Below are 14,752 nucleotides of genomic sequence, written 5' to 3' on the forward strand. Positions count from 1 at the left end.
CTACACTACTTGTTTAATCGGGATATAGTTATCTTTGTATTTGGCAGCGTGCTCAGCCCAAGGATCGACCTGTGCATTCTTTTGTGATTCATGGAAACGCTCAGCCAACCGCTTACGATTCACTTCATCGTCCACCACCGCTGAAGTCACATGTTTCAAACCAACACGCTCAATCCAAGGTGCGGTACGTTCTAAATAGTGAGCTTCTTCACGATATAACTGCATAAAGGCCGCGCAATATTCCAAGGCTTCTTCTTCGGTGGCAACTTTGGTGAGAAAGTCTGTTGCTCGGACTTTAATCCCACCGTTACCACCAACATGAAGTTCGTAGCCAGAATCAACACAGACAATACCGAAGTCTTTGATAGTTGCTTCTGCACAGTTACGTGGACAGCCAGATACGGCAATCTTGAATTTATGAGGTGTCCAGCTTCCCCATGTCATTTTTTCAGCTTTAATACCCAGGCCGGTAGAATCTTGCGTGCCGAAACGACACCATTCTGATCCAACACAGGTTTTGACTGTCCGCAGGGACTTACCGTAGGCATGACCAGAAACAAAACCAGCATCACTCAGATCTGCCCACATTTTGGGTAAGTCTTCTTTCTTTATACCGAGAAGATCGATTCGTTGACCACCAGTTATTTTGACTGTGGGTACATTGTATTTTTCGGAAATATCTGCAATTGCACGCAACTCTCTTGGATTGGTTACCCCACCCCAAATTCTGGGTACTACCGAATAGGTGCCGTCTTTCTGAATATTGGCATGCACACGTTCATTAATGAAACGTGACTGAGGATCATCCTGATACTCATTTGGCCAGCTACTTAACATGTAGTAGTTCAAGGCAGGACGACAGGAGTGGCAGCCATCTTCTGTTTTCCACTCAAGTGCAGACATCAAATCTGGAATGTTTTTCAGTGATTTTTCAATAATCGCGGCTTTGACTTCAGCATGCGACAAATCCGTGCAGCCACACATTGGCTTCTTGCTGGGTGTGTCATTAAAGTCACTGCCCAGAGTAGATGCCAGTAACTGTTCAACTAAACCTGTACATGATCCACAAGACGCTGATGCTTTGGTATGGGCTTTAACTTCATCCAAAGTAAACAAGCCATGTTTTGAAATCGCCTGCACAATGTCACCTTTACAGACGCCATTACAGCCACAAATTTCAGCATCATCAGGCAAACCATCAACCGAGTTAGACGGGCCATGCCCAGAATCACCCAGATGATGTTGTCCAAACAACATATTTTCACGAATATCTGAAATATCTGTGCCATCACGCATCAATTGGAAGTACCAGGCCCCATCTACTGTATCGCCATAAAGTACGGCACCAACCAATTGGTTATCTTTTATTACCAGCTTTTTATAAACCTTTCTGGCTGCATCTTTAAATACCAAATCTTCAGTATCATCATCACCAAGAAAGTCACCCGCAGAAAACAGATCGATCCCCGTCACTTTTAATTTTGTTGAGGTCACCGAACTGATATAACGTGCAATCCCCATTTGGGCCAAATGATTTGAACACACCTTGGCTTGCTCAAATAAAGGCGCTACCAAACCAAAGGTTTGGCTTCGATGTTGAACACACTCACCTACGGCATAAATTCTTGGATCAAAGGTCTGCATGGTGTCATCTACCACAATGCCACGGTCACAATGAATATCGGCTGAGCTGGCTAGTTCGATGTTTGGTCGGATACCCACGGCCATCACAACCAGGTCTGCGTCAATTTCAGAGCCATCTTTAAAGCGAAGTTTTTCGACACGGTCACGACCAATGATGGCTTCAGTTTGATGTTCCATCAAAAACGTCAGCCCTTTGCCCCTAAGCTCTTCCAGCATTAGATCAGAAGCAGGTTTATCCAGCTGCTGATTCATTAACACATCACTAATATGAACAACGCTGACATCCATACCTTGAATCATTAGCCCATTGGCTGCTTCCAGACCCAATAAGCCGCCACCGATGACCACGGCTTTTTTATGGATTTTAGCCGTTTCCAACATCGTATCGACATCGGCAATATCACGGAAACTGATCACCCCCTCTAAATCAGAGCCCGGAATAGGCAACATAAATGGGCGTGAACCTGTGGCTAACAAAAGACGATCATAGTTTTCAGTGCTACCATCATCAGCTGTCACGACTCGATTTAAACGATCAATTGTGGTCACTTTTTTACCAGATAACAGTTTGATGTTGTTATCTTCATACCACTGCAGATCATTAATCATGATCTCATCAATCGTTTTTTCACCTGCCAACACAGGTGAAAGCATAATGCGGTTGTAATTACCGTAAGGTTCTTCACCGAAAACAGTAATGTCATATTTATCAGGTGCGAGTTTGAGCAACTCTTCCAGTGTTCGCACCCCAGCCATACCATTACCAATTAGGACTAACTTCTCTCTCATGGATCTCTCCGTCAATCATTGTCTGCATACTTTGGCAAACACTGTGCCAAAAAACTAAACCATTGATTTACATGAAAGACTTTAAAAACACCCTTTTTAATAAGTAGTTTGGATACTTATTTTTGCACCAATATGAAATAACTTGCACCATTTGAGTTCAGAGCAAAAAAAAAGCCCTTCAGTGAAGGGCTTTTTTGGGAATTAATGGTGTTAATTTATGGCTGCATATTCCAGATATGAGACTGAATGACCCATTCACCCTCTTCTGTTTTAGCCAGAACTAATGATAGAACACCGCCGAAGCTAATCTTTTCACCTTCAGCATTTTTACCATCAGCTTGCCAATAGCCTATTTGTGTTATTTGATTATCCGACACATAGATACTATCCGTATCAATACGATGATTTGTGACGCCATTATCGACAAAGCTCTGGAATAACTGACCGATGGCATCTCTACCTTTTAATATAGCGCCATTACCCGGTGATAAGGTGGCATCATTTTTATACAACTGTGTCAGCGCATCTACATCGCCAGCATTAAATGCTTTATTCCATTGAGCATTTGCAAAATCAACTTGATTGTTTACAGATAGCTCCTCAGCTACCACTGGTAGTTGAATAGAAAACATACTGAATAAAAAAACTAAAAACTTCTTCATTACATACTCCTCATAGATATAAACGTATTACTAAACGGATAAACTTAATCAAAAATAGTTAAGTTTTGTTTTAACTTGCCCAGTACTCTCATTAAAGTTTCGCCTTCATCTTTATCGATCACCGACATTAGTTTGCCTAAACGCTGGTAATAATCAGGCATCACATCATCTAGCTGTTTCTGACCTTTTGACGTGAGTTTAATCTGCGTTTGTCGCTTATCTTTTTCATCAACAATTCGTTCTATCAACTTTTCTCGTGACAGACCATCAAGCAGGCCAGTCATGGTCGCACGACTGACACCCGCTTTTTCAGCGAGCTTAGATGGTGAAGAAACAAAGTTATCTTCACGCATCAATAGGATGAGGACCCACCACCGGCCTTGAAGTAGTTGATAGCGACTGAGAAATTCATCCAAACCAATAGAAAGCTCAGAAGCCACTCCTAACAGATGAAGAAACTGCATCACTGCATCAACATCCGCATTGGGGTAACGTGAAGCAAACTTTTCTAATATTGCCTTATCTGGCAAGTCTTTGACTTGAAGCATATCTCATTATAGTTAGCTCCCTAACTGAAAGTAAACCTTTATCTGAAATAAATTCAGCTTCGTTTAAGTTTGGGCCACTAATATGTGAACCGTACCTCAACGAAAGGAGCACAAAAATGAAAAACTTGAAAACAATTAGTTTAATCGGCGCAGCTACTATGATGATGCAAGTGGGTGTTGCTCACGCTGATATGGATGCTGATGATCTTCGTGAAATCAGAAAAATCTCTGAAGGTTTTGGACTTATCTCTTTAGAAGAAGCCCAAGCAAAAGCCCTTGAAGCCAAACCAGGGATTGTTGAAGATGCTGACCTGGAAGATCGTGCCTTTGATAAAGGTTGGGATTATGAATTTGAAATCGTCGACGCCGATGGTGGCGAATGGGAAGTATTAATCGACGCCAAAACCGGTGAAGTTCGTAAAACAACTCAAGACTGGTTCTAAGCCGAAACTGAGGACTGCAGGTGGATATCCACCTGCAGTCCTCCCCATTTCTGGGATTCAGAAAAGTGCATTGTCCCTTCATAACTCTCGACAATATCAAACACTATCGCCAACCCCAAGCCACTACCAGGCGTCGCCTCATCTGCCCTAAAACCACGTTGAGTCAGTGCTGATAAATCATCACCATGACATCCAGGACCGTCATCTTTGACACAGATATAGATACCATCATCTCTATAAATCTCAAGTTCTATTCTGCTTTCACACCATTTGCAGGCATTATCAAGAATATTACCCAATAGCTCTAGCAAGTCTTCCCTGTCACCATGAAAGCGCAGTTGTTTATCCACTCGCCAGCTGATATTTAATTCTTTATCTTGATAGATACGTTTCAATGTATCGACAAGGTTGGTCACCATTTCATTTATATCGACACCTTTACCGGGCAACGTCATACCGGAAACACGAGCACGCTTTAACTCGCGGTCGATAATTTGTTTAATTTCATTTGTCTGCGAATAGATTGCCTGCTTGCCTTCAGAATTATGTTGCATCGCTTCTGTATCAGCAATCTGATTCAATAATGTTAATTGCGTTTTTAAACGATGTGCGAGATTACCAAGTGATTGCCTCGATCGACGGGTCTTAACCACCATACTGGACATCAAACGGTTTAACTCAAACAGCAAAGGTCGAATTTCATCCGGTGCATGTTCATCAATTTTTTCAATCTCACCCTGTCCCAGTAGTTTTAATTCTTGCTTGGCTTTATTGAGAGGTTTCAGAGCAAGCCTAACGATCCAGAATTGAAAAGCTAATAAAGCTAAAACGCCAAGCAGAGATAACACCGTAAAGGTCCACTGAAAATGAGACTTATCCTCCAACATCCAAGCAATATCTTCTGCCACTGTAATGGTGATCTGTTTACCTTGCTTTAGATAGCCAGCAGAAACGGCCATTAATGGTTGTTCACCAGGGCCTTGAAGGTAAAGTGTCGCTTTGGAGCCGATACTTAGAGCAGGTGTAGTGAGATCAAAGTCCCATAAAGATCGTGAAAAAATCTGATGGTCGATGGACTGTATAGAAAAATATAAACCAGAAAAGGCTCGTTGATAGCTGCTGCTCAAACGTCTGCTATCTAAGACGATTTCACCATCAGATTGAATATGAATATGTGCGAGTACGGTTTCCGTCTCTTCTTGTAAACGCGTAATAACCTGTTTTTCAATCAAGCGGTCTATGGTGAAGGTCAGCCATAGCCACTGACCTAATAACAATGCTGCTAAAAAAACAGCCAAGCCAATGGAGAGACGGCTACGGACTGATCGCATCAGTCTTGCTGACCAAAAATATACCCCTGACCACGACGAGTGATTATCCAATCTGCCCCGATCTTTTGCCGTAATCGATTAACATACACTTCCATCACATTACTATCTTTATCGCTATCTAATTGATAGACATGTTCTGTGAGGGTTGTTTTGGAAAGTAACTGCTTTGGATGCAACATAAAGTAACGTAACAGTTTAAATTCAGTACCTGTCAGGCTGTGTTTGTTACCATTTTTTACTATGACAGCTTGCTCAGCCTCATCCAAAGATAAATCCCCATAGCTCAAGGCACCTGGATTGTGTCCCGTACATCGACGTAAAACGGCATTGATTCGAACAATCAACTCTTCTGTCTGAAACGGTTTGGCGAGGTAATCATCGGCGCCTGCTTTAAAGCCTAAGACTTTATCTTCCCATGCATCTCGTGCGGTGAGAATAATCACCGGGACTGAATTAGCCTGACTTCGCCAGTTTTCGAGTACTTCCAGGCCGGACTTTCCAGGCAAGCCCAAGTCCAGAACGATCAGGTCATAAGGTTCGATTTGTCCCATGGCTTCGCCATCAATACCGTCCGTCGACAAATCCGTAGCAAAGCCTGCTTTGTTGAGAGAGTCTTGAAGATTGGGCCCCAATGAAGGGTCATCCTCTACTAATAACAGGCGCATTAATCATCCTCATTTTCCAGATCAACGAATTCACCTGTCTGCGCATCCAGCTCCAGTTCCCAAACCTGACCATCTTTGTCGAGAATTTCTAATTCATAGACATAACGCTCATTTTCTTTTTCCAAATCCGTTTCAATGACTTGGCCTGGCTTTATCATGGCCGCCTTTGTCAGTATTTCCTGGAGTGGCATGATTTTACCTTCTTTCAATAATTGTCTGGCCACAGTGGCGCTTTCTTCTGCCCGCACAGTCGAAAGGCTTAGCATAGCTATAAGCATCAGACATGAACACAGTGACAATGTCAGGAAGGATCTCATCGTATACATCGCTTTTTTACTTGGTTTATCAGTAAAGAATATAGCGATTCAAACTTAAATCAAACTGAATAAACCCGGATTATTGTGTAGTAAAAATTCGAATGACCTCACCATTTTTCAACAAGACGTGGGTACTGCCATCACTGACGGTCTTAAACATCCACTTTTCAAAATTATCCTGGAGTCTTTCACCATCTTTACCTACTTCTAATGCAGGTCTAACCGATTTTACAACATTACTGGGTTGCCAGGTTTGACCACACATCAGTTTGATTTCATCAATATTCATACCTATTTCAATGGCGCTTTTACCACAGGAGTAACTATCCAGATACTCACTGCTACCGGCATGAGAAACACCCGAAAAACCAAGGCCTAAGGCGGCTAAACTGAACCAAAATAAACGCATTTTCTCTCTCCACTCATGTTTATTTTCGGGACAATACCATGAAATAACAGGAAAATCTTGCTACTGTTTATAATCTGATTTAACTGTCCCCAACGATATGCAGGAAATGCATATGTTTTTCGTACTGTATCAGAATGTCATCAATCACTTGCTCTTGATTGTATCCATATAAATCATAATGCTGACTACCCTCAGCCAGGTATACCTCTCCACGGTAATAGCGCTTAGTCTCATCGTCATCATCTTCCAATGCATCCAAAGCAAAACTAGGCATTAAATGTCTGACGCTGTGAACACCATAGACAAAATCTCTTTCACCGCCATACGATACAACTAACTCAATAGAGTCTTTTTTACTGACAATATCAGCATCCACACCCGTTGTTTTTAACTCAGCTGATACTTTTTTCAAAGCAGGCTTCACAACTTCAAGCAGAAAAGTTTGCATAGCTGCTTTGTCAGGATATTCACTCAAGTTCTTCAGGCGTTGCTTCCAACTCACTTGTCTGCCTGTGCTAACAGGTGTTTGGGGAACACCAATAATAAGGCGTTTTATGCCTTCCATTCTGAGTCCCTTCATCAAACCAAAGCACATCAGCAACATGATGACGACAAAGGGTAACGCGCCAGCAATCGAAGCTGTTTGCAATGCTTTTAAACCACCAGCTAACAACAATGCTGCAGCAACACAGCCTTCAGTTAAGGCCCAGAAAATACGCTGCCAAACCGGAGGTTTCGGATGACCATTGGATGTGATCATATCAATCACCAAAGAGCCCGAATCCGAAGAGGTGACAAAAAACGTAACAACCAATATCGTCGCTAAGCCAGCCGAGATCATACTAAAAGGCATTTGTTCGAACATGGCATAAATGGCAATGGCATTATTCTCACTTACAGCATTAGATATAACACCAGACAGCTCCCCTAATTCCATATTGATCGCTGTTCCGCCAAAGAAAGTCATCCACATAAAGGTGAAGCCTACCGGCACAAATAACACACCTAAAATGAACTGACGAATGGTTCTGCCTCTTGAAACTCGTGCGATAAACATACCGACAAAAGGTGACCAAGCAATCCACCAGCCCCAATAGAATAATGTCCAGCCACCGATCCAACCGTTAGGATCATAGGCATATAAATTGAAAGTTTTATTCACCACTTCACTGAGATAATTACCGGTATTTTGCACAAACGTTTGTAGTAAAAAGAGCGTTGGTCCAGCAAATAGAACAAACAACATCAGTAGAATAGCCAAGCCCAGATTTAGCTCTGATAAACGTTTGATACCCGAGTCTAAACCAGCAATAACTGAAATCGTGGCGAGTACGGTGATGGCAGCAATCAGGCCTATTTGCAGCGAGACAGATTCAGCTGGTAAATCGAACATATAGGTGAGACCAGCATTGACCTGTAACACGCCCAATCCCAGTGAGGTTGCGACACCAAACATGGTGCCCAGTACAGCAAAGATATCAACGGCGTGACCTATCGGTCCGTAAATGCGCTCGCCGATTAGAGGGTAAAGCGATGAACGAATGGTCAATGGCAGGTTATGTCTAAATCCAAAGTAAGCTAAAGATAAACCCACGACGGCATAGATTGCCCAGGCATGCAGTCCCCAGTGAAAGAAGGTAATTGACATGGCTTCACGTGCTGCCGCAATATCACCGCCTTCACCTACGGGTGGGGCTGAAAAATGCATAATGGGCTCTGCAACACCGAAGAAGAGTAAGCCTATCCCCATACCAGCGCTAAATAACATGGCGAACCATGACAAATAGCCATAATCAGGCTCAGAATGATCAGGACCAAGCTTAATGGCGCCATATGAAGTCATAGCCAGACCAATACTGAACACTAGAAAAAAACCGACAGCCAATAAATAGAACCAACCAAAAGTATCGACTATCCAGCTTTGAGTATCTTTAAATACGACTGATGCTGTATCAGAAAAGAAAGCAGCAAAAATAACAAAAGCGATAATTAAAATGGCCGAACCAAAAAATACGGGAGGATTGATTTCTGCTTTGCGAGGTTTTTTATTATCTATCGTCTGCTCGGTCATTACGGACTCTCTCTATGATTATTATTGTAAGTACGAATATTCAGCACCTAGAAGTAGTAGCCAAAATTGATATTAAAACGTGTCTGCCAGTCATCATTCTGATTAGCACCGAGACGATCACCAAATGGGTCATCCCCCCCGATAAATTCATTACCGTTCGAGGCGCTTAGATCTGTGTAGATGTACCAATTACCACTCGCCCAAGCTGCACCAACTGTTGCTAAGGCACTATCGTTAAAATCATGCTCTTGTTTGAGAAGGACACTGTACTCGACGTAAGGCATGACATAGTCCAACCAAGGCAGTTGGTCAGTATCGTAACGATAACTTAGAGAGATAGCTGGTAACCAGGCTTCAGCCGCTGCAGTACTGGGGAAGTCATAAGCGCCCATTTGAACTAACTTGCTGGTACCTAATGGTTGATTACGATCGACATCAAACCGGTAATAAGTCAGTTGTGTAGCCAATGTGAATGCTTGCCATTTATTCAACATATGGCCGGATAATGCATAATGATGCCCATCATCCTGCGAGCCTCGGCTTTTTAACTGTGAATATTGAAGAGAGAAGCCTAAATCAGTCCCTACTTCGCCATGTTGAAAATGTCTTATGCCACGCAGGTTAAATTGATTTCGTTCCTCGTAACCATCACCCGATTCATTCACCACATCATAAGAATAACGAGCACTCTGATGAGAGGACCCGGTATATGAACCTTCATCTGAGACGTAATAGGCGACATCCCAATCCCAGTTATCTGTTGATTGATGATATTTGACACCCAAATCCATGTCATCGGACAAACCAAGATAGTAGTGTTGATCAAAAAACCAACTTTGTGAGATGCCGTATGGGCCTGGCCCGAATGGCACTCTATTTACCCCAACTTGTATTTGCCGATTCTCGTCAAATTGGTATCCCAACCATCCTGTATGAAGAAAGTTATACCCGTTGTACCAGCGGTATTCTAGCTTACCGAGATATGGTCCATTTTCATAATCCAAATTGATACGAAAAGTATCCAAGGCGAAATTACCGCCATCATCAAAAGAACGCGAGGCACCTCCTGTTTCGGGGTAATCACCGACAGCATAATTTGCTCTGATAGCACCGCCCACTTTGAGATGACCAAAACGAATTTTATTGTCAGGTTCTAATGTTGGTTCAGCTCGGGAGAGTTCTTCCAGTTTCGCATTAGAAAGTTGTTTTTCTTGTTCTGCTTTTGCAAGAGCCGCCTGTGTTGATTGTAACTCTGCCTGAAGCGCTTTCAGTCGAGATTGTAACTGCTCGACCGTCTGTTCCTCAGCAGTAACTGACTGCATTGGTAACGCTGCCATAGACGCCACAATGCATTGACTAAAGATCATGCTCCTCGTGGACAAGCTGGCCCTTATTTTCATCATTTATTTTTCCGAGTTGACTGCGGGTATTTGCATGAAATGTTATTCACCAGAGTGAATATGGAGATACTTTTGTTTTCTAAAACTCTTTTTACCCTAACAATTTGAGACATTGACTTCAAATTGTCAAAACAGGATTTTTGCCACAACAGGCAAATGATCAGATGCTTTCTTAGCTAGCATTGTTCGATGAACACTCAAGGAAAGTAGGTGTTTACGTGGATGTACCCAGATACGATCTAATGCAAATACGGGGAAAAAACTGGGGAAACTTTTTTTGGATGGTGTGGTATCAAAATAGGCTTTTAAGCGACGTAATGTCCCTCCCCATAAGAACCATTCGTTTAAATCGCCCATCAATACCGCTGTATCGACCTCATGTTCAGCAAGGCGACTCAAGAGTTTTTCAACCTGAAACTGACGTTCTTTTGGTTTTAAACCAAAATGTGTCGTCATTATCACAAGCTGATGTTGCTCGATTTCCAGCCTGAGTTGAATTGCCCCTCTGGGCTCATGGGGTTCAAGACTTAAGTCAATCAGCTCATGAGACGTTAATGGAAATTTACTTAAAACGGCATTGCCATAGTGTCGACTCTCCCGAAACATGGTTGGGCCTGCAATGCCAATCATGCCGGTCTGCTGAGCAAGAAAATCAAGCAGATCGATATCATTGACCATATGATGTTCGACTTCTTGCAAAGCAATGATGTCGGCATCCATTTCACGTATCACGTCAACAATTCTGAACGGGTCGAAATGTCCGTCAGTTCCGATGCAGGCGTGAATATTGTAGGTTGCTAAGGTAATCTCCATTCAGTGTTTTATTTGTCTTCTTTTCGGTTAATCAGACGTTTTAATCCATACATAATGCTGCCAACGGCAATCACTACAGCAATGAAAATTCCAATCTGAGTGGGGTCTGGGTTTTGGATAGTTCGCATCAAAGAATCAGCAAAAACGGTGATGCCTAAAATACCGGGCAGCATACCGATGACTGTTCCTAAAATAAAATCGCGGGTTTTAATATGTGAGCCACCTGCCACCATGTTGATGACCGTAAACGGAGCCACGGGAATAATTCTGACAGTAATGATAGCTAAAACGCCATGCTTAGCTAAACGACGACTTAGTTTGTTTATACTGGAACCAGCAAGTTTCTGAATGGTATTTCGTCCCAGGTAATGACCAACGGCATAGCCCATCAAACCACTCACTAATGAACCAATGATTGAATACACACTTCCCCATAGCGGCCCAAAAGTCAGTGCCGTCGTAATTATCAATAGTGTTACAGGAAAAGCAATCAGTCCGGCTACGGCAAAAATACCCACAACAATCAGTGGTGTTAATGGATGTGATTTTATGCCCTCTGCTGCATGTTGCAGCGTCTCGGGATTTAACCATTCACTCAGTGGTGTCCACCGCCAGATGGCGGTCATGATGAGCACAACAGCCAACACGGCCACAATTTTCCACCATTGTTTTTTGGCGGATGTTGGCTCATCAACAGGGATAAACATTTTGGTCAACTCTTCAGAATCGATTGGTCTTTCAGGATCCACCACCGCAGATGTCGGTAACATCTGGTTAGCATAATCGGATACACGGCAGTCAAGTTCACGCAGTGTATGTGCGTCATCCTGGCCAGCATCAATTAAACGAATCAAAGAGGTTTCCTGAGAAAGATTTTGTCTAAGTTGGTCTTCTGTTATGCCAAAGTGTTCACTCAGTAAACGCTCTCGAAAACGGCTGATAGTCGCTTTATTCTCTTCTGTATCGGCTTCGATAACGAGATCACATTCGCTATCAAGCCCCATAGAGCGGTTACTCAGATTGGCAGACCCCACTCTCATAAGTCGATCATCTATCACTGTGATTTTGCCATGCACACTGATGTAAGAGTCACCCAGTTCATCGCGATGTGGGTAACAAATTCTCAGGCGATTATGTGTATCTGCTTCTTTCAGCTTACAAGCCACACGAAAACGCAAAACATCCATGGTAGCCTGTTCCAGCCAGCCGCCCGTCATCAATGGAAGAACTAAAACAATATCGGGACCATTTCGTTCTTGAAGTCGCTCAGCTAGTAAATCTGCGATCTTCCAGGACGTAAAATACTGATTCTCCATGTAGATCAAGTTTTCAGCCGCTTTTAAGCTGTCCATATACAGCTGCTCTACCTCACGAACCTCTTTTTGTTCGTGATATTCAGGTATGGTTCGACTGATGGCCACCTCAATATTTTCAAACCACGGCTCAATATAATCCGGCCAGGCAGTCCCTGTTCTTTGTGGCGGTTTTTGCAGCTGTTCTCCCGTGGCTTTAAGCCAGCGTTCTCTAGCCAGGTCGCCCAAAGCGGCTGCCGCCTCACCCTGAACCAGCATTTGCACATCATGAAAAGGAGGATATCGATGCCCATCAGGATCGGTACGTCTGGCATCATCCGCTTTATGTGCAGAGCTATCCCAACGGCTTTTGCCAATATCAAAGCCACCTGAGAAGGCAATATCATCATCGATAACCACCACTTTCTGATGTTGCGATGCCCCTAAAGGACATTCTCCATCTAACTTGAAATGCAGTCTTTTTTGAGACTTCCAAGCAGGCTTATACATGGGTAACCATTCACGTTCCATGGTATAAACCATCGCCCAATCCCAATTGAGAATATAGATATCAAGATCTGGATTGCGGTTGAGCACTTCACTGATAAATGCGCCCAGCTCTGCTGGCAAATCACTAGTTTGCTCATCATTTCTGATAAGCTGCATACGGCTGTCGATATCCCAGGAAAGTATGTAGACGGTATGTTTCGCTTGCTGGATCGCGGCATGCAATGCACCAAAATAATTCTCCCCATCAATTAACACTGCAACTTGTTTTGCCTGCTTTTTTTGCCAACAATTGCTGCCTTCATTCAATATGGGTGCTTTGGTCACACTTCATTCCTAATCTTGGGGTGAAAATAGTGCCACTGAGAATAACATATCAATCACACCACCCTTCTATACATCGATTAACATCCTCTTATTAAATGATCATTTTTTAGCCAACACAAAGTCCATCGCCATTCTCCCGGCTTATGGCTTATCGCTGGATATAGCAACATTAACAAGGTGTCATAGACTAATGATCTCAGCATTAAACTGCTCAGACCAAGATGATAGAAATAGCTATTGATGCCCCGGTCAATGCAAGGTATGTTTGACTCATAACTATAAAAAAACATGTTGATTTGAGGGGAGAGCAGTCTTGATAAAGCGTATTAACAGTTCTGAATTACGCATTGGTATGTATATTCAGAAGCTTGGTGGTTCCTGGATCCAGCACCCGTTCATTCGCAGCAGCTTTCTTATTACTGACCCCAATGACATTAAACGCATCCATGACGCCGGCATTAAAGAGCTTTGGATAGATACTGACAAGGGAGATAATACGTCCGCTCCAGCAACAGTTGAAAACACAGTCGAGCAAAAAGCATCGAAAGATGCAGTTGAAGAGAGCAAGTCAACTGAAACCAAACCGGTGCCTAGTTCTTCATCAATAGAGAATGAAATAGAGCGTGCAAGAAAACTGTGTCAGGATGCCAAACCCCAAATCATGTCCATGTTTAATGACATTCGCTTGGGCAAAGCCATTGATCCTCACACCACCCTTCCCTTAGTGGGCGAGATTGATTCTCTGGTTCAACGTAATTCAGCCGCCATCCTTAGTGTTGCCCGCTTAAAAACGCATGATGATTACACCTATATGCACTCTGTGGCGGTTTGTGCACTCATGCTTGCACTTGCCAATCAAATGGGTCTAGATAAAGAACAAACACGTCTTGCTGGCATCGGCGGGCTGATGCATGACTTAGGCAAAGCAGCCATGCCGCTCGATATATTAAACAAGTCCGGCAAACTCACTGATTCTGAATATGACGTGATGAAAAAGCACACCATCGTTGGCGCCAAAATTCTGCAAGATGGTGGAGCCGAAGCTGAAGTCATCGATATTGCTTTAAATCACCACGAAAAAATGAACGGTACCGGTTATCCAAACCGACTGCCTGCTGATGAAATCTCGGTTTTAGCCCGAATGGCGGCTATTTGTGACGTCTACGATGCCGTAACATCGGAGCGAGCCTATAAAAAACCATGGGAACCCGCCAATACCATACGAGAAATGTCGAAATGGGAAGGTCATTTTGATAAACAAATTTTTAATAGTTTTGTTAAATCTGTTGGGATTTATCCCATTGGTTCACTGGTTCGTCTCACCTCACAGCGCCTAGCTGTGGTGGTTGAACCAGGAACAGAGTCTTTACTCAAACCCAAAGTGAAAGTGTTCTTCTCAACGCGTTCAAACGCCCCCATTCCTATACAAGTGATCGATTTGGCAGCAAAAAGTTGTAAAGAGAGCATCGAAGGACCAGAAGAACCTGCTGATTGGAATTTCAAATCCTTAGAAAACTTATGGTTATAGTTTAAT

General features: G+C 43.0%; 13 protein-coding genes. 2 read left to right on the top strand and 11 right to left on the bottom strand.

Translation table 11 applies throughout. From position 1 onward, the window contains the following. The 3 genes from nirB to B3V56_RS00235 all read right to left on the bottom strand — a co-directional run bounded on the left by nirB (position 1) and on the right by B3V56_RS00235 (position 3,643). Complete coding sequence (gene nirB, locus B3V56_RS00225) at positions 1-2,433, bottom strand: nitrite reductase large subunit NirB (protein WP_289283830.1); 2,433 nt, start codon at positions 2,431-2,433, stop codon at positions 1-3. 215 nt (positions 2,434-2,648) lie between these two features. After that, entirely contained in the window at positions 2,649-3,095 is a 447-nt protein-coding gene (locus tag B3V56_RS00230) for a YybH family protein (protein WP_289282262.1), read from the bottom strand. A 44-nt stretch (positions 3,096-3,139) separates the two neighbouring features. Then, positions 3,140-3,643: a MarR family winged helix-turn-helix transcriptional regulator gene (locus B3V56_RS00235; protein WP_289282261.1), complete on the bottom strand. Its 504-nt coding sequence runs from the start codon at positions 3,641-3,643 to the stop codon at positions 3,140-3,142. A gap of 116 nt (positions 3,644-3,759) precedes the next feature. On the opposite strand from B3V56_RS00235, the gene B3V56_RS00240 reads away from it, so the two are divergent. After that, complete coding sequence (locus tag B3V56_RS00240) at positions 3,760-4,086, top strand: PepSY domain-containing protein (RefSeq protein ID WP_286304215.1); 327 nt, start codon at positions 3,760-3,762, stop codon at positions 4,084-4,086. On the opposite strand, the gene B3V56_RS00245 is transcribed toward B3V56_RS00240, so the two are convergent. From B3V56_RS00245 to B3V56_RS00280, 8 genes are all read right to left on the bottom strand, one after another. Beyond that, the gene (locus B3V56_RS00245) at positions 4,083-5,417 is read right to left on the bottom strand and encodes an ATP-binding protein (RefSeq protein ID WP_289282260.1); all 1,335 of its coding nucleotides are present in this window, start codon (positions 5,415-5,417) and stop codon (positions 4,083-4,085) included. The genes B3V56_RS00240 and B3V56_RS00245 overlap by 4 nt on opposite strands. Beyond that, positions 5,417-6,082, bottom strand: coding sequence for a response regulator transcription factor (locus B3V56_RS00250; protein ID WP_289282259.1), 666 nt, complete (start codon positions 6,080-6,082; stop codon positions 5,417-5,419). The genes B3V56_RS00245 and B3V56_RS00250 overlap by 1 nt, the downstream gene beginning before the upstream one ends. Continuing rightward, positions 6,082-6,348 carry a PepSY domain-containing protein gene (locus B3V56_RS00255; RefSeq protein WP_289283831.1) on the bottom strand — a complete coding sequence of 89 codons (267 nt, stop codon included), beginning with the start codon at positions 6,346-6,348 and terminating at the stop codon, positions 6,082-6,084. Before B3V56_RS00255 ends, B3V56_RS00250 begins: the two co-directional genes overlap by 1 nt. Positions 6,349-6,478: 130 nt before the next feature. After that, positions 6,479-6,808, bottom strand: coding sequence for a DUF2845 domain-containing protein (locus B3V56_RS00260; protein WP_289282257.1), 330 nt, complete (start codon positions 6,806-6,808; stop codon positions 6,479-6,481). Positions 6,809-6,887: 79 nt separating this feature from the next. Next, complete coding sequence (locus tag B3V56_RS00265) at positions 6,888-8,879, bottom strand: BCCT family transporter (protein ID WP_289283832.1); 1,992 nt, start codon at positions 8,877-8,879, stop codon at positions 6,888-6,890. A 47-nt stretch (positions 8,880-8,926) separates the two neighbouring features. Continuing rightward, positions 8,927-10,216: a hypothetical protein gene (locus B3V56_RS00270; RefSeq protein ID WP_289283833.1), complete on the bottom strand. Its 1,290-nt coding sequence runs from the start codon at positions 10,214-10,216 to the stop codon at positions 8,927-8,929. 189 nt (positions 10,217-10,405) lie between these two features. Then, on the bottom strand, positions 10,406-11,092 hold the full coding sequence (locus B3V56_RS00275; RefSeq protein ID WP_289282255.1) for an endonuclease/exonuclease/phosphatase family protein: 687 nt from the start codon (positions 11,090-11,092) through the stop codon (positions 10,406-10,408). Positions 11,093-11,100: 8 nt separating this feature from the next. Beyond that, a complete protein-coding gene (locus tag B3V56_RS00280) occupies positions 11,101-13,218 on the bottom strand; it encodes a VTT domain-containing protein (RefSeq protein ID WP_289282254.1) in 2,118 nt (705 codons plus the stop codon). Positions 13,219-13,531: 313 nt separating this feature from the next. On the opposite strand from B3V56_RS00280, the gene B3V56_RS00285 reads away from it, so the two are divergent. Then, entirely contained in the window at positions 13,532-14,746 is a 1,215-nt protein-coding gene (locus B3V56_RS00285) for an HD-GYP domain-containing protein (protein ID WP_289283834.1), read from the top strand. The last annotated feature ends 6 nt before the right edge of the window (positions 14,747-14,752 follow it).

The organism is Methylophaga sp. UBA2513 (assembly GCF_002341285.1).
In the GTDB taxonomy this organism is placed as follows: domain Bacteria; phylum Pseudomonadota; class Gammaproteobacteria; order Nitrosococcales; family Methylophagaceae; genus Methylophaga; species Methylophaga marina.

Coding starts and splice junctions, on each gene's coding strand:
- nirB (WP_289283830.1), bottom strand. CDS start 2,433: ATGAGAGAGAAGTTAGTCCTAATTGGTAATGGTATGGCTGGGGTGCGA.
- B3V56_RS00230 (WP_289282262.1), bottom strand. CDS start 3,095: ATGAAGAAGTTTTTAGTTTTTTTATTCAGTATGTTTTCTATTCAACTA.
- B3V56_RS00235 (WP_289282261.1), bottom strand. CDS start 3,643: ATGCTTCAAGTCAAAGACTTGCCAGATAAGGCAATATTAGAAAAGTTT.
- B3V56_RS00240 (WP_286304215.1), top strand. CDS start 3,760: ATGAAAAACTTGAAAACAATTAGTTTAATCGGCGCAGCTACTATGATG.
- B3V56_RS00245 (WP_289282260.1), bottom strand. CDS start 5,417: ATGCGATCAGTCCGTAGCCGTCTCTCCATTGGCTTGGCTGTTTTTTTA.
- B3V56_RS00250 (WP_289282259.1), bottom strand. CDS start 6,082: ATGCGCCTGTTATTAGTAGAGGATGACCCTTCATTGGGGCCCAATCTT.
- B3V56_RS00255 (WP_289283831.1), bottom strand. CDS start 6,348: ATGCTAAGCCTTTCGACTGTGCGGGCAGAAGAAAGCGCCACTGTGGCC.
- B3V56_RS00260 (WP_289282257.1), bottom strand. CDS start 6,808: ATGCGTTTATTTTGGTTCAGTTTAGCCGCCTTAGGCCTTGGTTTTTCG.
- B3V56_RS00265 (WP_289283832.1), bottom strand. CDS start 8,879: ATGACCGAGCAGACGATAGATAATAAAAAACCTCGCAAAGCAGAAATC.
- B3V56_RS00270 (WP_289283833.1), bottom strand. CDS start 10,216: ATGGCAGCGTTACCAATGCAGTCAGTTACTGCTGAGGAACAGACGGTC.
- B3V56_RS00275 (WP_289282255.1), bottom strand. CDS start 11,092: ATGGAGATTACCTTAGCAACCTACAATATTCACGCCTGCATCGGAACT.